Raw genomic sequence first — 17,447 nt, 5'->3', positions numbered from 1 at the left:
ACTTGTTTATAACCGACACTTTACGGAAAAAATAGGGAGTATTCGATAGTGCTGCTGGGAGTGGTTAATAGTTGATTCGTACAGTACTAATGAACATCCCGGATTGGAAAGTGTTCGTGCAGGCATTGGTTACCCTCGCGGTTCCCATTTTGGTCACATACGTTTTCAACAGGTTCCGTAAAGCAGAGGAAGAGTGATCGAAGTGAATAATAACTTAATGGTTAACTTAACCTTAATCCGTGAGCAAATGGTGTACCACTCTGATGTAACGATCAGGGAATTTTTAATAGGCAATTCAGGCGTAGCTGCCGCTATTGTGTTTGCGAATTGTTTAGCGGACCGTGAGCTGATTGACCTGCATATTTTAAAGGCATTGATGTCCGTCCAAGGGGATGGTACTCCAATAACGAAATCGTTTGTAACAAATCAAGTGCTATCCGTAAGTCAAATAACAGAAGTAGTATCCGTAGAAGAGATGATGCCAAAGGTGTTATCAGGATCTACAGCGCTAATTATTGATGGATTCACCGAAGCCATCATAATTGGAACGATTAAAAATAAGACACGAAATATAGAGGAACCCATTTCAGAGGCGCTAGTGAGAGGGCCAAGAGTCGGTTTTAATGAATCGTTAACTGATAACGCAGCTATCTTACGCAGACATGGCGAGAACGCCAGCTTGGCGCTTGTGAGTATGCATATCGGTTCACGCGCAAAGAAAGAACTAGTTATTGCCTATATGAAAGATATCGCGGATCCGAATTTAGTCGATGAGGTTCGTAAAAGAATCGGTAAAATCGAAATGGATAATGTGCCGGAGTCCGGATATATTGAACAATTAATAGAAGACAATTATTTGAGTCCGTTTCCTCAAGTACAAAGCACGGAAAGGCCGGATAGAGTCATTAGCGCATTAATGGAAGGACGAGTCGCTATTTTACTCGACGGTACGCCATTTGCGCTAATCGCTCCGGTTACATTCAGCATGCTCCTGCAATCCCCGGAGGATTATTATGAGCGGTGGATGGCAGGCACACTGCTTCGATTGCTGAGATTTTTCGCAGCATTAGTAGCGCTGCTGACACCCGCCATGTACATTTCCTTTATTTCGTTTCATCCTGGATTAATACCAACCAAGTTAGCTCTCTCCATTATCGGATCGAGAGTTGGCGTCCCTTTCTCCTCGCTCGTGGAAGCTTTAATAATGGAAGTAGCGATTGAAATATTAAGGGAAGCGGGACTTAGACTTCCAAAACCAATTGGACCGGCAATGGGCATTGTGGGCGGTTTAATTATCGGCGAAGCTGCCGTACAAGCCGGGATTGTTAGTCCAATTCTAGTTATTGTCGTTGCGGTTACGGCCATCTCTTCCTTCGCTATACCGCAATACAACGCGGGGATATCTTTACGAATGCTGCGTTTTGTGGCGATGTTTTGCGCTGCCGCTTTTGGATTGTACGGGGTTGTTTTATTTATCTTAATGCTATGCGCCCATATTGTGAAATTGAAGAGCTTCGGCGTTCCTTATGCAAGCCCGGCTGTTCCGTACCGCTTAAACGACTGGAAAGATTTTTTCGTTCGCATGCCGCTTTTTATGATGAAAAGCAGGCCTGAGATGTTGCATACGAAAAATAAAAAGAGAAAAAGGCTTTAACTTTGGATCTGGGAGAAGGCTGCCATGAATATTAATCCTAAGGATCGGATAAACACGATACAAGCTGCTGTGATTGTCTCGAATTTTATTCTTGGTTCTGGAATCCTTACTTTGTCGAGAGCGACAGCCGAGAAGGCGGGGACGCCTGATGTTTGGATTTCAGTCTTAATAGGGGGATTGATCGCAATTGCTGCTGGTGTAGTCATGGCAACTTTGAACAAATCGTATCCTGAACAGACGGTTTACCAATATAACCGGATCATTGTAGGAAGGTGGTTTGGCGGTTTTATCGGTTTGTTATTTGTTTGTTATTTTTGTATGACTGCTGCTTATCAAGTGCGAACATTAACTGAAGTAACGGGTTTATTTTTACTAGAAGGCACACCGCCGTGGGCAAGCGTAATGGTGTTTATGTGGGTTAGCCTTTACTTAATGGTTGGAGGTATTAATCCGATCGCACGGTTATTTGAGCTCATTCTTCCGGTGACGATCATCATTTATTTGTTAGTTACTTTAATGGGATTAAGAATTCTTGATCCTAACAACTTGCGTCCAGTACTGGGACAAGGGATTATGCCTGTTCTAGCCGGTCTTAAAGCAACAGTGTTTTCCTTCACCGGTTTAGAAGTTATTTTAATCTTGACAGCTTTTATGAAGCATCCTAATAAATCCGTAAAAGCCGTTGTTTACGGTATAGTCATGCCGATGGGTATTTATTTAATAACGGCCGTTATGGCTATAGGCGTCTTGTCCGTGGACGGAGTTGTCACAAGGACGTGGCCTACGCTCGATCTTGTACGGAGCTTTGAGTTGACGGGTCTGATCTTTGAACGCTTTGAATCATTATTGCTGGTCATTTGGATCATGCAAATCTATTCTACTTTTACGATTGCAATTTATGCAGCGTCTCTTGGATTGTCACAGCTTTTCAATGTGAAAATACAAAAATGTATGTATGCATTATTGCCAATTGTTTTCATCATTTGGGCAATTCCCAAAAATATAAACGAATTATCCGCCTTTGGCGATTTTATCGGAAATATATCCTTGTATTTATTTGGAATAGTGCCGATCGTTTTATTGCTGTTATCGAAGTGGAAGAAAGGAAGCACGGAGGAAACGGATGAAGCTGAATCTTAACCTGGCACGCTGCTTATTAATCGGTATGTGTATCCTTACTCTAATGCTTCAGACAGGCTGTCGGAGTAAAGATGAGATTGAAGACCTCAGTATCTATGTGGGTATGGGACTTGATGAAGCGAAAAAAACCGAGCTGGAAACCAAACTGGACAAGCTGGGAACACACGAAATCAAAAAAAACTTAATTACTTTCACTCTGCAAATTGTTGAAAAACAGTCCGAAGCTAAAGGCGGGAAAGCCGGAAGCGACCAAAACTCTAAGCCGTATATAAATGTTTCTGAAACTGGTGATTCATTGTTTCAACTGATCAGGGAATTTACCTCCCAAATGGAACGCCCTGTTATAGGCCATCACTTGAAAGTAATCGTTATAAATGAGCAGCTTGCAGGTCATTTCAGTATGCATCAGCTTCTTGATTTCTTTCTTAGGGATAATGATATTAGACCAAGCACCATGGTCTTAATGAGCAGCGGACCGGCGAGAAAAACATTGGAGGCAAAAGGGAATTCGATTATTCCTTCCTTTCGTTTAATGGGAATGATCGATAATCGTTACCGGACTCTTAAAATCATACCGCCGATGACATTATCTACGCTGCAAGGGAAAATGCATGCAAAATCAAGTTATTTGCTGCAAAATGTGATCGCCGCAGAAGGCGAAGTGAAGTTTTCAGGCGCAGCGGTCATTAAAGGAAATACACAAAAATTCAGGGGACTTTTATCCGAAGAGGAGCTGCTCGGCGTAACTTGGTTAACCGGCAAAGGAAAAGGGGGGTTAGTGAAAAGTTATGATGAAAAAACGAAACAAATTATAACGTACGAAGTGAAAACAATGAAGAGTAAAATTCGTTCCCATATTGATGGAGATGATGTCTCTTTCGACGTTGACATCGAATCGGAAGGTCGATTAATCGAGGACTGGACGACTTCCAGCGCTCCGATCGATGATGAATTTATAGAAAGAGCAGAACGTGCAGCTGAAAAGGAGATTACGAGATTAATACAGCTTGGACTATACAAAATCCAAAAGAATTACAAAACGGATGTTGTCGGTTTCGGTACACGATTAAATATTGAGCATCCGAAGCAATGGCAGAAGATAAAACAGGATTGGGACAACGTATTTAGTGAAGCTCCAATTACCTATAAAGTCAAACTGAATATAACTGACATGGGGGCTAAAAAGAGCCATTAATCGGTGATTAAGACACATGGAATCAAGGCAAGGGGCAAACGACGCAAATTTAACGTATATCGACTAATAATAACATAATTATAATAATGCAAACTTTATACAGTAATTAAAGCTGACGACGAATGTAAATATCCGTAGTCAGCTTTTTTAGCTAATAAAAAATGCTTTGGAAGGTGTTAGCGTACTGGCAATAGGAAAGGCTTCACGATCGCTTTAATTCGTTCAAGACCTTCCCACATGTCACCGGGGCCATCATAGATAAGGACATAGGCGCCGTTATAACCGGCAGCATGAACCCGATTGAGATAGGTCAAATATTCCGCCTCATCCGGAAAGCCCGCTTCATCATAGGTCGCTTTGGCATGAACCGATACGCTGAACGGTAACGTCGACGCTATTTCCTTTACTTTTTCAGCCCCATGGAAATTACCAAAATCGGTTATAAAACCGACTTGGTTACCGGTTTGAGCGAGCAGCTTATGACAGCTTTCGGCTGTTGAGGTTAGCGGTTTGAAGTTTTCAGTGATAATGCGAACTCCTTTAGGTGAAGCAAAATGGGCTAAGTCTATTAACGATGCTGCGGAAAGACTTATGGCTTCTTCGTCCGTAGGGGGAGCTTCACCAGCAATAACTCGAATTTGTTTGGCTCCGCATTGGGAAGCAATATCGATCCAGTCGCAGATAAAAGCAAAATCAGCTTTTCTTTGTCGTTCATCTGGTGCTGTCAGATTACCGTAGTCAAGAAGCAGCGTATCAAAGGAAACTCCCGAAACCTCGAAAGCGCTGCGAAGCTGCTTCAAATAAGCCGAATCAGTAGAAGGAAAATGAAAATGACATACTTCTATCGCTTCATATCCCCGTGATGCTGCTTCTGCAGGCAAATCAAGCAGCGTGATTATTTCTGGTTGCTCTTGTTCTATTGTACGGTGGCTGCCTGCTTCGGCATCCCAAGCCGTCCAGCGAAGGGGACCGAGCAATCGATGTAAGCTCCATGTGCTAACAGATAAGTATGACAAATTCATCCCGCCTTATTTTAAATTGGTCAAGCTTATTAATAGCATAGCATTAGATTTTAATTAAAAAAGGAGTCGAATTTGGCGTATTACTCCGCTGGTTGGTCATCGTTGTTTGATTCCGGAAGAACATTAATTATAATTAGCAAGTGAAGATCAACGTATGGAAGGATAGATAAATGATGCAAATCAAACGTGTTACTACAGAAGAACAGTTAGAAGATGCGTTCAGCGTCCGTAAAACGGTATTCGTAAAGGAGCAAGGTGTAGCAGAAGAAGTTGAACTCGATGAATACGAAGATAGCGCGGACCATGTTGTTATTTATGACGAGAACAAGCCAGTAGGGACAGGCCGAGTTCGCATCGTTGAAGATACAGCCAAACTGGAGCGTATTTGCGTATTAGCCTCTCATCGCAAGCATAATCTGGGCAAAGCCATAATGAACGAGCTCGAAGCTATTGCCATTGAAAAAGGGCTGGCGAAAGCAAAGCTGCACGGTCAAGTGCAAGCAGCCCCCTTTTATGAAAAACTAGGCTATGAAACAGCCTCAGACGTTTTCATGGAGGAAAATATTCCTCATGTTAAGATGGTTAAAGATTTATCCCGTCGGTAGTGCGACGGTGAGACGCCTTTTATTTTTTTGAACATTTTCGAGAAGAGCAGCGGATCATTATAACCAACCGAGTGTGAAATATCGGAAACCGTCAGCATCGGATTGTTCATAAGATCAACTGCTTTATCCATTCGATACTGAAGTAAATACATTTGCGGCGAGAGATGAACCGTTTCTTTGAACAGAGAAGATAAGTAAATCCGGTCAATGCCAATCAGCTTCGAAAGCTCAGTTATGCTTACTTTGTTGTAATAGTTTGCTTTTATATAATCGATCGCTTTGCGTACATAGACTTCCTTAGCTTTAGGAATATAGCCTGCTTGATCCGGTGCGGTCAACATCGCTATCCAGTCTGCAAAAAGACGGTAGAGTAGGCTATGAACGACTAATCCCCCATTTCTCTCGAGAGAATTCGCATGAGTCAACTCGTCCAGCCAAACATCAAACCATTCTGCAGGCGCGAAATGGAAATGTGGATTTAATTTGCTTAACTGAACTTGCTCTAACAAACGATCGACGCATTTGCCTTGAAATGCGATCCAAGAGTAGGTCCAAGGATCTTCTTCATTGGCCTTCATAGAGCAAATGGTATCCGGAAACACCATAAAGCCTTGTCCTTGCTTTAACTCGTAGGTACAGCCGTTTATTTGATAGGTGCCTCTTCCTTCGTGGATAAACAGTATTTTATAGTGGTCTTTAACCCCTGGCCCCCAATAGTCACAATATTGTTTCCCGTGATAAAAATAAACCAAATCATAGAGCTCCTGCATGTCTATTCAACTCCAATACACTTTTATCGATATATTACATTATGCCATGTAAAACTTGCTTGTAGACATTCCTTTTACTTGTAACGGTAAGATATACTCTGTAGGTAATCGTGCTTAGCAGTTATCATTATAGCATGCTACTAGTACCGATACATGAAATTAATGAAGAAAGGGAGTATTACAAGTGCCTTACGTTGCAGAGCAAAACCGATATACCGATATGAAATATAACCGTTGCGGAAAGAGCGGCATTAAGCTGCCGGCCATTTCGCTCGGATTGTGGCAAAATTTTGGAGGCAATCAGCCGCTGGAAAATTCGCGTGAGATGATTTTAAAAGCGTTCGATCTCGGAATAACGCATTTCGACTTAGCTAACAATTACGGGCCGCCAGCCGGCTCAGCAGAAGAAACATTCGGACAAGTGTTCAAAAAGGATCTGCTTTCGTACCGGGACGAGCTTCTAATCTCAACAAAAGCCGGATACTACATGTGGGAGGGTCCATACGGTGAATGGGGCTCACGCAAAAATTTGCTTTCGAGCTTAGACCAGAGCTTAAAGCGGATGGGACTTGATTATGTCGATATTTTTTATTCGCATCGCCCGGATCCGGAAACCCCGCTTGAAGAAACGATGGGTGCACTCGATCATGCCGTCAGACAAGGCAAAGCCTTATATGTAGGATTATCGAATTATAATATGGAGCAAACGAGTCAAGCGATCAACATTTTGAAGCGGCTCGGAACGCCTTGCCTCATCCACCAACCGGCCTATTCGATGTTGAACCGCTGGATTGAGGATGGCTTGCAGGAGGTGCTGGATACGAATGGCGTTGGTTCAATCGCTTATTGTCCGCTAGGCAGAGGACAGCTTACGAACAAGTATGTAGATAAAATCGATGCGGAATCAAAGTCAGCATCCAGCACAATGAAGCCGGAAGCGATTACGGTGGAGCGGGTGCAAAAATTCCGCAAGCTTGAAGCTATCGCGGCGCGGCGCGCACAAAGCTTGTCCCAAATGTCACTTTCGTGGGCGCTTCGCGAGGGCGGAGTCACTTCAGCGCTTATCGGCGTGAGCCGCGTCAGTCAGATCGAAGAGAACGTTAAGGCACTTGAGCAAGCGCCTTTGTCGGCTGAGGAATTAACGGAAATCGATGAGGTTATGCGTAATATTGGAGATCTGCCTTGGTAGTCATCAGTTCGTCATAAAATTCAATTTTCGACCATAGATATGTTAGTGGGAGATGTATAGCAGTTATTCGAGAGGAGAGGCCGGAGCGAAGGAGCATTACTTGCAGCTGGGAGGGATTGTAATGAGTGTGGAACTGCTCATTCAACTACTCGTGCTTATCGTAATGATCATCGATATGGCCAACAGATCGAAAGATTCTTAACGCATCTAGAAGACTGGGCAGATGGATGACCCGGGCCAAATTAAAGACAAAACGCCTAAATGGTGTTTTGTCTTTTTTTTCTAATCCTGTGGTACAATCATCTCAAATCGTAGAAATCTGATTCTGAAGAAGAGGAGTGATTGCTTTGGGATACGATATACACATTACGAGAGCGGAATGGTGGGGCGAAAGCGAGGATCATCCTATTTCATTGTCAGAATGGCAGGAGATTATTAATGGAGATCCTCAGCTGAGGCTTGAGAAAGCAGCAGAAATGAAATCGCCAAACGGTATGACTTTGCGATATGAAAATCAAGGAATTGCCGTGTGCATTATGGAAGACGAGGACGAGGAGTATCCGGTTTATTTTGATTATAGAGATGGTCGCATTGTTGTAAAAAATCCAAATGATCAAATTATTAATAAGATGAAAGAAATAGCTGAGAAGCTTAACGCAAGTGTTATCGGTGATGAAGGGGAAATCTATTAACATTTAGCCGAAAGAGCTTCTCTTTATTACCAGAAAGGAAGAGACCTATGATTGAATGTCCATGGTGCAGCAGTCAAGTAGTTTTAGATAATCAAGTATGTCCGGAATGTAAGCATGAGGTTCTGCCCGAACATTTGGACACATCGATAACCAGCCAAGATTCCGATCAACTCGAATATGAAGTTGACAAAAATGATCTTTCCCTAGAAGACAGAATTGCAAATCAGTTTAAATGTTCCAAATGCGGTCATGATGAATGCGATATTAATGAAGTAGCGATGAATGGGACGGGTTTAAGTAAAATATTCGATATAGAATATCATCATTTTTTATATGTGTCTTGTATGCAATGCGGGTTTGTTGAAATCTATAATCCGAATATCTTAAATGGCAAACGTTAGTTTTCGAAGGAGATCCATGATGGAGAATATACAAGTATTTCATTATGATGGTTTCTCAACTATACCGAATAGGGGCAATCCGGCAGGAGTAGTTCTTCAAGCCGATAGATGGAAGAGTAGTTGTGAAAGCGATGAAACGAAACCCGAACAAAATGGATATTTATATAAGCGGTACTGCCGTGTATGTAGGTGAAGTAGACAGGAGGACTTTCATTTGAAGTACGAGGTTATTCTTTTTGATGCGGATGATACATTGTTTGACTACTCTTTGGCTGAGGCACATGCCCTTAAGCGTGTATTTCAGGAGCATGGTATTGAGCTTCTCCAATCTCATGTGGATACCTATCGGAATGTAAACCAGCAGCTCTGGAATGATTTTGAGAAAGGGGCGGTTACGCTCGACTTCCTCCGTCATGAACGGTTTAGTCGACTTTTCACAGAGCTTAAAGTTAAGATGGATGCCGTTTATTTTAGCGAGCAATATGTGCAGTATTTGGGTGAGGGCTCGTATCTAATTGAAGGTTCAGAAGCGCTTATTCAGCAGGTTCTTGGCCACGGCCATCGAATTGCTATCATCACGAATGGAATCAAGAAGGTTCAGCTCAGCAGAATTGGCAGGTCCTTGCTGTCCAATTCGTTCGAGCATATTATCGTTTCTGAGGATACTGGCTTCCAGAAGCCGCATACGGGCATATTTGATTTCGCTTTTAATAAGTTGAGAATCACGGATAAGAGTAAAGTGCTGATAGTTGGGGATTCATTAAGCTCGGATATCCAAGGCGGCATTAATTATAGCATCGATACGTGCTGGTATAATCCAAAACGAAAACCGAATGAAACATCGATAAAGCCTACCTATGAAATTGCTGAGTTATCCGAGCTTCTTCAGCTGCTCTAATCCGAGTGGCATATATCTTTTTTGTCTGAATAAACGAGCAGACCGGTTATAAACCAAAATTTTACTGAAGTACAGGCAGAACCATTGTTTGTCGAAAAGGCCCATGCTTTTTGCATGGGCCTTTTCGATTATACATGATCTTGGGATGGCTGGCCGAAATAAACAATCCAGTTCCACTGGTCCTCCGTACGCTCAGCCAGGACTCCATTCTCGATGTCGTTCATCAATTGCTGCAGCCAGTTGCACTCGGATTCGAGCAATGCCAGCGAATACTCCTGTTCGATGACGAACAGCCGGTCGATTCCCAAGGCTCGAGTCATCTCCATCGAATGACGTACATCTTGAATCTGAATGGCCAGCGTGCCTGATCGTTCCTTCAACAGATCCAGCGCTTCTGCAGGAGTCAAATGAGCCAAAAAAGAAAGGCCGGCCGCAAACTGCGGATACTCTTTCACGGGGATGCGCAGTAAGGTACGCAACCAATCGAAAAACTCTGACCGGCCTTCTTCGGTAGGCTCGTAAATCGTCCGTTCCGGATGTTTGCCTTCCCTCAGCGTTTCAACCGGTTGAATCTGCTTGTTCTTCAATAAAGCATCGATGACTGCATAAAGGGAACCTGTGTTCAATTTAATGCTATCGGAAAGGCCACGCTGGCGCATCGTAACCCCGATTTCATAAGGGTGCATCGGCCGCTCGTTCAGCAGAGACAAAATCGCTAATGCGAGCAAATTACTTCGTTTTGGTTTAGGCATTCCACTTCAACCTCTTTCAGAGTCAATACTGGACTTATTATAACCCATTGTTGATTAGTTTGAAAATCATTAGTTGATTTTTATTAGTTTAAATATTATAGTTTAATTAAACTATATAGATAAAAGTGAAGAGAGGATGATGGCGGATGGCAAACTTTAATAATCGGGCCGGCATCGCATTGATTATCGGTTGCGGAATTGCGGGACCAGCAACGGCTCTTTTTCTGAAGAAGGCGGGGATCGATTCGGTCCTTTATGAGGCGGAGGAACAAGCCGATGACTACGCAGGATTGTTTCTCAATGTGGCGCGCAACGGATTGCAAGTGCTGAACGAATTGGGGCTGGACGAAGCCATCCGGCAGAATGGCATTCCCCTGCAGATGATGAAGATGGTTAATGGGAAGGGCAGGCTTCTCGGCACCGTCGGCCAATCATCGGGAGAGCCGCAAGGCTACACGATCAAGAGGGGGATTCTGCAGAAAATATTGCGAGAGGAAGCGCTGCGCCAAGGGATTTCGATCGAATACGGCAAAAAGCTGAAGGACATCGAAAAGAATGAGGAACACCGGGTGAGCGTTTCGTTCGAGGACGGAACAAAGGCGTCCGGAAATTATCTGATCGGATGCGATGGTATCAACTCCCGGGTACGCAAGTTGATCCTGCCGAATGCACCCGCCCCAGCCTATACGGGACTGTTAAGCTTTGGCGGGTTTCTGCGCGGTGATTTGATTCCGCACGAGAAGGGGACCCAAACGATGGTATTTGGCAAACGTGCCTTCTTCGGTCACATCCGTAACGCGGAAGAGACTTACTGGTTCGGTAACATGAACTATCCCGGGAATCCGATTCGCCGGGAGCTGCTAATGATTCCGCAAGCGGAATGGCGCAAGATCGTCAATGATTTATATGCCGATGATATTGCACCGCTTCCGGATATCGTGGGATCGACGGCGGGAGAGATCGGCATCTACCCGATCTATGATATGCCGCCGGTTCACCATTGGCATGACCGATCCGTCGTGCTGGTAGGTGACGCCATCCACGCGACATCGCCCAACGCCGGGCAAGGAGCTTCTCTTGCGCTTGAAGACGCGAAGGTGCTGGCGAAGTGCATGCGGGATCTCCAGGATGCGGAGCAGGCATTTTCCCGTTATCACCAATTACGCCGCGAACGGGTAGAACGAATCGTGCAGTATTCCCGAAGGATCGGCCAACGAAAGCATGCGACCAACCCTATTCAAGTATTTTTCCGAGATTTAATGTTACCTATGTTCTTAAAATCAGCCAACAAGAACTCTCTCACTTGGATGTACGATTACAAGATCGATTGGAACGAGAAGATCCTGCTAGGATAAGATATATCATCGCATTTTGTTAAATAATTATCGGAAACGTCTAAAGAAAAATGAGTACGGAGGTGTAAGATGATATTTTTGTTTGTTTGCATAATATTCGTTGCTGTATCGATCGTCGTTTTAAGAAAAGCTGGTGTGCTATACTCTTTCTCTAAGGGAGTCGCATTGGCAGCTGGTATATCCTTGTTAGCTGTTGCTTGTCTTGCCCAAAACTACACTCAGAGTTTAATTCCTGAGGCTAACGATGGGATAGCGATATCTAACCAGATAGCTTATTGGATAATAGGTGAAGATGGTTGGTCACATGATTTGTTTTTGAATATATTTAATCAATCGATTTTTATAACCGGAATCATAATCATACTTTATCCAGTGATTCTTGTAGCTGAGTCGAAATTTTCCTCAAAGGCTTGATATGCATAACATCTCATTCCAAAATGGTTATCGTTTTCTTGAATTACATTTAATGAATTTTTTTTAAGCCTTGTGGAAAAATATATTAGAATAATATAAGGGAGGGCTAAATATGGTAATTGAAAACGGTGAAGTTCTCATGATGGTGGACGATGAGGGAACTGAACAAGAGATCGAGGTGTTGGGTTCTCTCGATTTGGAGAACCAACAATACATAGCAGTTGCATACTTGGACGAGCTTGAGGATGGGGAGAAGGAAAAAGAAGATCTAGATATTTTCTTTCTGCAAGTCAACGAGAATGATGAGCTTTCGGTGATCGAAAATGATGAGGAATTTGAAAAAGTTTCTTCGGCATTTGAAGCAGCTTTAGAGGAAAGATAAGGGGAAGAATATGTTATTACAGTAACGGAGTACGATATTGAATGATACACATTGATGAGCAGGTGCTACGGTAACCTGCTCATTTTATTATGCCTTTGTTAGGAGATGATTAATTGTATGACTAATGATAACAATCAGAATAGCTATCCTGTTTGGGCGGTAGAAACAGTAGAAATAAATTGGTGTAAATCAAGTTGAGCATATAGGCAGTACATCAATTCCTAATTTACCAGCTAAACCAATCATCGACTTAATGGCAAGTATTCCTTCATTTAAAGAATTAAACGAAATTGCGATTATATTAGCCACTCATGAGTGGCATTATGTGCCGCCCGAATTAGATAAACAACCATGGAGAAGATTCTTTGTTAGAGTTAAGAATGATAAGCGGATAGCACATCTTCATCTCATGTTAAAGGGAGAGGAGCGTTGGGAAAAACAACTTTTATTTCGTGACCGATTAAGAATGGACCCCTCACTTGCTTTAGAATACGCAAATCTTAAGAATAAGTTAGCTCATGAATATATTAATGACCGAGAATCTTATACAAAAGCAAAAACGGACTTTGTAAAAAGCGTGATAAAAGAAAAATAACAATTCTAAATGAAGTGTTCCGCTATTCAGCTAAACTAAACGATGTAATAGATCTAAACCGCGAAATCGAAAATGATACAAAACCAATTCAACGAAGACCGATTGTTTTTTGTAGACCAGTTGGCAGGAGCTCTTAAGGTATTGCCGGAAAGTGCATACGTCGCTCTATAATTCGCTCTGAGCGTGCATGCTCCGCCAAGGTCCCTTTTAAAAACGCCTTCAGGCTGTACCCCCCCGCCCGGAACACCTTCCCGTGATAGAACCAAACGACGGTCAACGTTCCGGATAGCAGAAAGAGACGGCTGAAGCGGGTGAAGCGGTTGATACTTTTCGGGCGTTTCCTAGCAAACTGCCGTAAAGCGTCGGATTGGAATTCGATATGCATCGACTCATCACGGAGGATTTGTTCGCAAAGTTCGATCAGGGTGCGGGATTTCGTGGTCTTTTTCAATGCGTCGTAGTAGACCGCCGCAATGATTTCGGCTGTCAGCAGTACCGTGATGGATTGCTCCAAAGTGGCAAAACGCCGTAACTTTCGGAACGTCTGATCCACCCAATGCTTACGGATCGTCGGAATGGACTGCTTGTCCATAAACAGGGCCAAATCCTGCGCATGCCGCTGCTCCTCGTGTACGAATTGGATTAGTGCTTGCAAATAGCTCTTGTCCGGATTGCCAGTCAAGTACCGCTTGGTGGATTCAATCAAAAACTTACCTTCCGAGCTTTCCCCGATTTGGAACTGCTGTATGGAACGGGCGATGGTAGCGTACTCCTGAGGGTCCAACCGATAGGGATCATCCCAGTAGATCGGCTGCAAGCTCTGTTTGTTTACGATGAAATATTCCGTCCACGACGTAAAATTTTCGTCCAAGGGACACCTCGATTGACCAAAATGAATTAATACCATTATAGGTCTATAGTGAGCTTGTAAAAAGTGCAAAATTAACCGAAATATTTTTCATATTATGCCCGAGGCGGCGGACGTTAAGCTAAACGGTCAGGGTAGTGTAGCTTTGCGAACAAGATACATTCCAATAAGCAGTGTTATTTTAGCTTTTTTAAGACTTATACTGCCTCTTCTACTAGTCAAAATCTGTCGAGCGAAAATGGCAATAGTCGCGCTTGGGGAACCCGGCGTTTTGTAAAATTTTTGTTCTTTGTGCCCGGAAGTCCACATTTCCTATACAATAAGAGCATTCGATGCATTCAGGAGGCCAAGCTTATGAGGTCATTTTCGAAGGAAGAAAAAAGCTGGATGTGGTATGACTGGGGCCATTCCGCCTACTCCATCATCATTTCGACGGCCGTCTTCCCGCTCTTCTACAAAGCGGCGGCCGAGGACGCTGGCGTTAGCGCGGCGAATTCTACGGCTTACCTGGGATATGCGATTGCGATTTCGACGTTTATCCTCGCCCTGCTAGGGCCGATCTTGGGCACGATTGCCGATTACAAAGGGTTCAAAAAAACGTTTTTCGCCGGCTTCAGCTTGCTCGGCATCGTCGCTACCGCGCTGCTTACGTTTATTCCGAACGATAGTTGGGAGCTGCTGCTCGTCTGTTATATGTTCATCGCGATCGGCTCGGCGGGCTCCAATGTGTTCTACGACGCCTTCCTTGTGGACGTCACCGACGACGAACGGATGAACAAGGTGTCTGCCCGCGGATTTGCGATTGGGTATATAGGGAGCACGATTCCTTTTATCATCAGCATCGCGATCATTCTACTTGCTGGGCAAGAGGTTCTGCCGATCTCCATCACGGCGGCGAGCCAAATCGCGTTCTTCATTACGGCCCTCTGGTGGGGCGTCTTCACCCTGCCCATGCTCCGCAACGTACGCCAGAAGCATTACTTGAACCGCGAGCCTCGCATCGTCGCGAACAGCTTCAAGCGCCTCTACGAGACCTTAAAGCAAATCAAGCAGCATCGCGCGATTTTCCTTTTTTTGCTCGCTTATTTTTTCTACATCGATGGTGTCGGGACGATCATTACGATGTCCACCGCCTATGGGACCGATCTGGGCATAGAATCGACGGACCTGCTCATCATATTGTTTGTGACGCAAGTCGTCGCTGCTCCGTTCGCGATGTTGTACGGGCGTCTGGCGGATCGATTTTCGGGTAAGATCATGCTGTACGTCGGCATCTGTGTCTATATCATCGTATGTATCTACGCGTATTTCATGAAATCGGCGTTCGACTTCTGGGTGCTTGCGATGCTGGTCGCCACCTCGCAAGGCGGCATCCAGGCACTTAGCCGGGCTTACTTCGCGCGGATGGTGCCGAAGGTTAACGCTAACCGGTTTTTCGGGTTTTATAATATTTTCGACAAGTTCGCTTCGATTCTGGGCCCACTTCTCGTCGGCGTAACCGCCCAACTCACCGGCCACACGAGCATGGGCGTATTCAGCCTCGTCATCCTGTTCATCGTAGGTATCGTCATTCTTATTCGAGTGCCGGAGCCGGGTAAGGGACAGGCGGTCGGCTTCTCAGGCGGGAATAGCGACAAGACGAGCGGGTTGAACTAGTCACCGAGGCAACGATTTCAAAATAAAACTGTGACCAATTGTACAATTGATGACAAGTTATGGGGACAACGTGGCATATAAACAAGTGATGGAATATCTAACAAGGGAGAGGATTAGCTATGATTGAGGACGTAAAAAATGTTGTTGCTCCGAGCTTGGCAACACAAGTGCACAAAGAGAAAAGAAGCGGATTTCGGCGATTGGACTGGTCCTACCACTTTATTGCGGCTCCGCTGGCCATTGTCGTGCTTATATTCTCGACCGTAGAGCTTTTCCGTGGTCTGGGTCAGAGGGAGATGTCGAGCCTCGACTGGCTGCTTTTCATTCTAGCGGTATGTCTTGTCTTCGCAGTTGCGTGCATCCGGCGATACGCGACGAAAACGCAAGACCGAATGATCCGGATAGAGGAGAACTTCCGTCATTACCGGCTGACTGGGCGAATGCTGGACCCGCGCATTTCGATATCCCAGATTATCGCCTTACGTTACGCAGGCGATGATGAATTTCCAGCCCTGTGTGAACGGGCGGGGACGGAAGGAATGAGCCCTACAGCCATCCGTTCGGCAATTATGAACTGGCGCCCCGACACAATGCGGATTTAATGGCATTCCGACAGGAGACGCATCCTTTGTGCCAGATTACTGATATTTGTTCCTTAACCTAACGAGGAACGATAGCTCAATAACCCAAGAATAGGCTACCGCGAAAAGTTTTAAATCTGTTATGAAGCATCTAAGAAAAAAGAGGGGATGTGAAGTGAATTTTCGAATGATTGTCTTACTCCTTGCATTTACTGTTGTGGTAGATTGCACAAACGAAAGAGACGAAAGTACAAGATTGAATCCAGGAGCTGAAAAAGTGAAAGTTTTGGGAAGTGTTAAAAGGATTTTCTAAAGAAGAGGTTGGCGATGATGTTCGTGATGTAGAGTCGGGTTTATATATGGAACAACTTATTCTTGAAGGCGTTAGGAGTCGAAACTAAATAAGGGCAGTGCATATCGGCCGATGCCATTATGCGCTGCCCTTCTTTTGTTAGAAGCAAGTAAACGATTCGACGAGATTCAGGTCGTACCCCGCATACATCCAGAAAAAGCCGTTCCATTGAAAGCCAGCAACGGAAGTTCTGCCTACGAAGATAGGGAAATACCAGAACTGATTGCCATTTCTAAGCCAAATGTACGTATTGCGGAACAAGCATCTGCGGATACCCCCCGGATCGACGGCGAACGCGGTAAACTGCGGCCGCGGCGGAACGAACTGCGGCGGCGCCGAGGTAGGCGCTTGAAAGCCGGAAGGTCCTGGCGGCATTGGCGGGCCGGGCGGGCCTGGTTGTGGTCCGAACGGTGGAAGCCCGCCGCCCTGTGATCCCGGCGGTCCGAACGGCGGAAGTCCGCCGCCCTGTGATCCCGGCGGTCCAAACGGCGGAAGTCCGCCGCCCTGGGATCCCGGCGGTCCGAACGGCGGAAGCCCGCCGCCCTGTGATCCCGGCGGTCCAAACGGCGGAAGTCCGCCGCCTTGCGATCCCGGCGGTCCAAACGGAGGTAATAATGACATATCGATTCACTCCTTATAATGGTTGTAACCATGTACTCATGATAATGAGGGCGAACGTTTATCTGCGTGGCTGGTGTATTGTATGCGGATGCCCGGTACGAAGTGATTTGTACGCTAATACGAAACCGATCTAAAAATTTAAATTAATGTTTTGTCTATGCCGTTCTTGATTAACTTGACTCGGGATTGAACTTACGGGCAGGTTAGTTCAAGTGCGTCAAGTTAAGTCATGTCATTTAGCAGGTGGAAATCCTGCTTGGGAAGACTCTAGCCAGGTCACCAATAGCGAGTCTTGGAGCTTTAAG

20 protein-coding genes and 2 pseudogenes are annotated in these 17,447 nt (G+C 44.8%); 17 read left to right on the top strand and 5 right to left on the bottom strand.

The window, feature by feature from the left end; all coding sequences use genetic code 11:
* The first annotated feature begins 71 nt into the window (after window positions 1-71).
* From DFP97_RS31865 to DFP97_RS02210, 4 genes are read left to right on the top strand one after another with little or no spacing between them, the layout of a single operon-like run.
* Window positions 72-197 (top strand): hypothetical protein, encoded by a 126-nt coding sequence (locus tag DFP97_RS31865; RefSeq protein WP_281270927.1) that lies wholly within the window; start codon window positions 72-74, stop codon window positions 195-197.
* Complete coding sequence (locus DFP97_RS02220) at window positions 194-1,654, top strand: spore germination protein (RefSeq protein WP_425453483.1); 1,461 nt, start codon at window positions 194-196, stop codon at window positions 1,652-1,654. The genes DFP97_RS31865 and DFP97_RS02220 overlap by 4 nt, the downstream gene beginning before the upstream one ends.
* Before the next feature lie 24 nt (window positions 1,655-1,678).
* Entirely contained in the window at window positions 1,679-2,794 is a 1,116-nt protein-coding gene (locus tag DFP97_RS02215) for a spore germination protein (RefSeq protein ID WP_114378357.1), read from the top strand.
* Window positions 2,778-3,989, top strand: a complete 1,212-nt coding sequence (locus DFP97_RS02210) for a Ger(x)C family spore germination protein (protein ID WP_114378356.1) — start codon at window positions 2,778-2,780, stop codon at window positions 3,987-3,989. Before DFP97_RS02215 ends, DFP97_RS02210 begins: the two co-directional genes overlap by 17 nt.
* A 176-nt stretch (window positions 3,990-4,165) precedes the next feature.
* On the opposite strand, the gene DFP97_RS02205 is transcribed toward DFP97_RS02210, so the two are convergent.
* A complete protein-coding gene (locus DFP97_RS02205) occupies window positions 4,166-5,011 on the bottom strand; it encodes a sugar phosphate isomerase/epimerase family protein (RefSeq protein ID WP_425453482.1) in 846 nt (281 codons plus the stop codon).
* Between the two features lie 173 nt (window positions 5,012-5,184).
* Between DFP97_RS02205 and DFP97_RS02200 the strand changes: the two genes are divergently transcribed.
* Window positions 5,185-5,616 (top strand): GNAT family N-acetyltransferase, encoded by a 432-nt coding sequence (locus DFP97_RS02200; RefSeq protein WP_114378825.1) that lies wholly within the window; start codon window positions 5,185-5,187, stop codon window positions 5,614-5,616.
* Here the strand turns inward: DFP97_RS02200 and DFP97_RS02195 are convergent.
* Window positions 5,580-6,386, bottom strand: coding sequence for an AraC family transcriptional regulator (locus DFP97_RS02195; RefSeq protein WP_114378354.1), 807 nt, complete (start codon window positions 6,384-6,386; stop codon window positions 5,580-5,582). The genes DFP97_RS02200 and DFP97_RS02195 overlap by 37 nt on opposite strands.
* Before the next feature lie 184 nt (window positions 6,387-6,570).
* On the opposite strand from DFP97_RS02195, the gene DFP97_RS02190 reads away from it, so the two are divergent.
* From DFP97_RS02190 to DFP97_RS02170, 6 genes and pseudogenes are all read left to right on the top strand, one after another.
* A complete protein-coding gene (locus DFP97_RS02190; protein ID WP_114378353.1) occupies window positions 6,571-7,575 on the top strand; it encodes an aldo/keto reductase in 1,005 nt (334 codons plus the stop codon).
* Between the two features lie 52 nt (window positions 7,576-7,627).
* Window positions 7,628-7,777 (top strand): hypothetical protein, encoded by a 150-nt coding sequence (locus DFP97_RS30575; protein WP_181873325.1) that lies wholly within the window; start codon window positions 7,628-7,630, stop codon window positions 7,775-7,777.
* A 145-nt stretch (window positions 7,778-7,922) separates the two neighbouring features.
* Window positions 7,923-8,267: a hypothetical protein gene (locus tag DFP97_RS02185; RefSeq protein WP_114378352.1), complete on the top strand. Its 345-nt coding sequence runs from the start codon at window positions 7,923-7,925 to the stop codon at window positions 8,265-8,267.
* Window positions 8,268-8,314: 47 nt separating this feature from the next.
* Window positions 8,315-8,668: a zinc ribbon domain-containing protein gene (locus DFP97_RS02180; protein ID WP_114378351.1), complete on the top strand. Its 354-nt coding sequence runs from the start codon at window positions 8,315-8,317 to the stop codon at window positions 8,666-8,668.
* A 19-nt stretch (window positions 8,669-8,687) separates the two neighbouring features.
* Window positions 8,688-8,774 (top strand): annotated as a pseudogene (locus DFP97_RS31330) (isomerase); the annotation flags it as partial.
* A 108-nt stretch (window positions 8,775-8,882) separates the two neighbouring features.
* A complete protein-coding gene (locus DFP97_RS02170) occupies window positions 8,883-9,566 on the top strand; it encodes a YjjG family noncanonical pyrimidine nucleotidase (protein ID WP_114378350.1) in 684 nt (227 codons plus the stop codon).
* 128 nt (window positions 9,567-9,694) lie between these two features.
* Here the strand turns inward: DFP97_RS02170 and DFP97_RS02165 are convergent, their stop codons facing one another.
* Window positions 9,695-10,318 (bottom strand): PadR family transcriptional regulator, encoded by a 624-nt coding sequence (locus DFP97_RS02165; RefSeq protein ID WP_114378349.1) that lies wholly within the window; start codon window positions 10,316-10,318, stop codon window positions 9,695-9,697.
* A gap of 146 nt (window positions 10,319-10,464) precedes the next feature.
* Between DFP97_RS02165 and DFP97_RS02160 the strand changes: the two genes are divergently transcribed.
* The 4 genes and pseudogenes from DFP97_RS02160 to DFP97_RS02145 all read left to right on the top strand — a co-directional run bounded on the left by DFP97_RS02160 (window position 10,465) and on the right by DFP97_RS02145 (window position 13,064).
* Window positions 10,465-11,673: an FAD-dependent oxidoreductase gene (locus tag DFP97_RS02160; protein WP_114378348.1), complete on the top strand. Its 1,209-nt coding sequence runs from the start codon at window positions 10,465-10,467 to the stop codon at window positions 11,671-11,673.
* 69 nt (window positions 11,674-11,742) lie between these two features.
* The gene (locus tag DFP97_RS02155; RefSeq protein ID WP_245975856.1) at window positions 11,743-12,087 is read left to right on the top strand and encodes a hypothetical protein; all 345 of its coding nucleotides are present in this window, start codon (window positions 11,743-11,745) and stop codon (window positions 12,085-12,087) included.
* A 112-nt stretch (window positions 12,088-12,199) separates the two neighbouring features.
* Window positions 12,200-12,469: a DUF1292 domain-containing protein gene (locus tag DFP97_RS02150; protein WP_114378347.1), complete on the top strand. Its 270-nt coding sequence runs from the start codon at window positions 12,200-12,202 to the stop codon at window positions 12,467-12,469.
* A gap of 117 nt (window positions 12,470-12,586) precedes the next feature.
* Window positions 12,587-13,064, top strand: a pseudogene (locus DFP97_RS02145) (GrpB family protein).
* A gap of 133 nt (window positions 13,065-13,197) precedes the next feature.
* Here DFP97_RS02145 and DFP97_RS02140 read toward each other — a convergent pair.
* Complete coding sequence (locus DFP97_RS02140) at window positions 13,198-13,935, bottom strand: hypothetical protein (RefSeq protein WP_114378346.1); 738 nt, start codon at window positions 13,933-13,935, stop codon at window positions 13,198-13,200.
* A 351-nt stretch (window positions 13,936-14,286) separates the two neighbouring features.
* On the opposite strand from DFP97_RS02140, the gene DFP97_RS02135 reads away from it, so the two are divergent.
* Both DFP97_RS02135 and DFP97_RS02130 read left to right on the top strand, forming a co-directional pair.
* Entirely contained in the window at window positions 14,287-15,588 is a 1,302-nt protein-coding gene (locus DFP97_RS02135) for an MFS transporter (protein WP_114378345.1), read from the top strand.
* A gap of 119 nt (window positions 15,589-15,707) precedes the next feature.
* On the top strand, window positions 15,708-16,190 hold the full coding sequence (locus tag DFP97_RS02130; protein WP_220271122.1) for a DUF6526 family protein: 483 nt from the start codon (window positions 15,708-15,710) through the stop codon (window positions 16,188-16,190).
* 430 nt (window positions 16,191-16,620) lie between these two features.
* Here DFP97_RS02130 and DFP97_RS02125 read toward each other — a convergent pair whose 3' ends face one another.
* The gene (locus DFP97_RS02125; RefSeq protein WP_114378344.1) at window positions 16,621-17,142 is read right to left on the bottom strand and encodes a transporter; all 522 of its coding nucleotides are present in this window, start codon (window positions 17,140-17,142) and stop codon (window positions 16,621-16,623) included.
* Between the last annotated feature and the right edge of the window lie 305 nt (window positions 17,143-17,447).

Origin of the sequence: Paenibacillus prosopidis (assembly GCF_003337375.1) — a bacterium.
Classification (GTDB): domain Bacteria; phylum Bacillota; class Bacilli; order Paenibacillales; family Paenibacillaceae; genus Pristimantibacillus; species Pristimantibacillus prosopidis.
This window is presented reverse-complemented; position numbering and strand designations above follow the sequence as displayed.

Bases quoted from the DNA above. Each gene is read 5' to 3' on its own strand.
- DFP97_RS02160 (WP_114378348.1), top strand. From the start codon at position 10,465: ATGGCAAACTTTAATAATCGGGCCGGCATCGCATTGATTATCGGTTGC.
- DFP97_RS02150 (WP_114378347.1), top strand. From the start codon at position 12,200: ATGGTAATTGAAAACGGTGAAGTTCTCATGATGGTGGACGATGAGGGA.
- DFP97_RS02125 (WP_114378344.1), bottom strand. From the start codon at position 17,142: ATGTCATTATTACCTCCGTTTGGACCGCCGGGATCGCAAGGCGGCGGA.
- DFP97_RS02155 (WP_245975856.1), top strand. From the start codon at position 11,743: ATGATATTTTTGTTTGTTTGCATAATATTCGTTGCTGTATCGATCGTC.
- DFP97_RS30575 (WP_181873325.1), top strand. From the start codon at position 7,628: ATGTATAGCAGTTATTCGAGAGGAGAGGCCGGAGCGAAGGAGCATTAC.
- DFP97_RS02130 (WP_220271122.1), top strand. From the start codon at position 15,708: ATGATTGAGGACGTAAAAAATGTTGTTGCTCCGAGCTTGGCAACACAA.
- DFP97_RS02215 (WP_114378357.1), top strand. From the start codon at position 1,679: ATGAATATTAATCCTAAGGATCGGATAAACACGATACAAGCTGCTGTG.
- DFP97_RS02195 (WP_114378354.1), bottom strand. From the start codon at position 6,386: ATGCAGGAGCTCTATGATTTGGTTTATTTTTATCACGGGAAACAATAT.
- DFP97_RS02205 (WP_425453482.1), bottom strand. From the start codon at position 5,011: ATGAATTTGTCATACTTATCTGTTAGCACATGGAGCTTACATCGATTG.
- DFP97_RS02200 (WP_114378825.1), top strand. From the start codon at position 5,185: ATGCAAATCAAACGTGTTACTACAGAAGAACAGTTAGAAGATGCGTTC.
- DFP97_RS02210 (WP_114378356.1), top strand. From the start codon at position 2,778: ATGAAGCTGAATCTTAACCTGGCACGCTGCTTATTAATCGGTATGTGT.
- DFP97_RS02165 (WP_114378349.1), bottom strand. From the start codon at position 10,318: ATGCCTAAACCAAAACGAAGTAATTTGCTCGCATTAGCGATTTTGTCT.
- DFP97_RS02180 (WP_114378351.1), top strand. From the start codon at position 8,315: ATGATTGAATGTCCATGGTGCAGCAGTCAAGTAGTTTTAGATAATCAA.
- DFP97_RS02135 (WP_114378345.1), top strand. From the start codon at position 14,287: ATGAGGTCATTTTCGAAGGAAGAAAAAAGCTGGATGTGGTATGACTGG.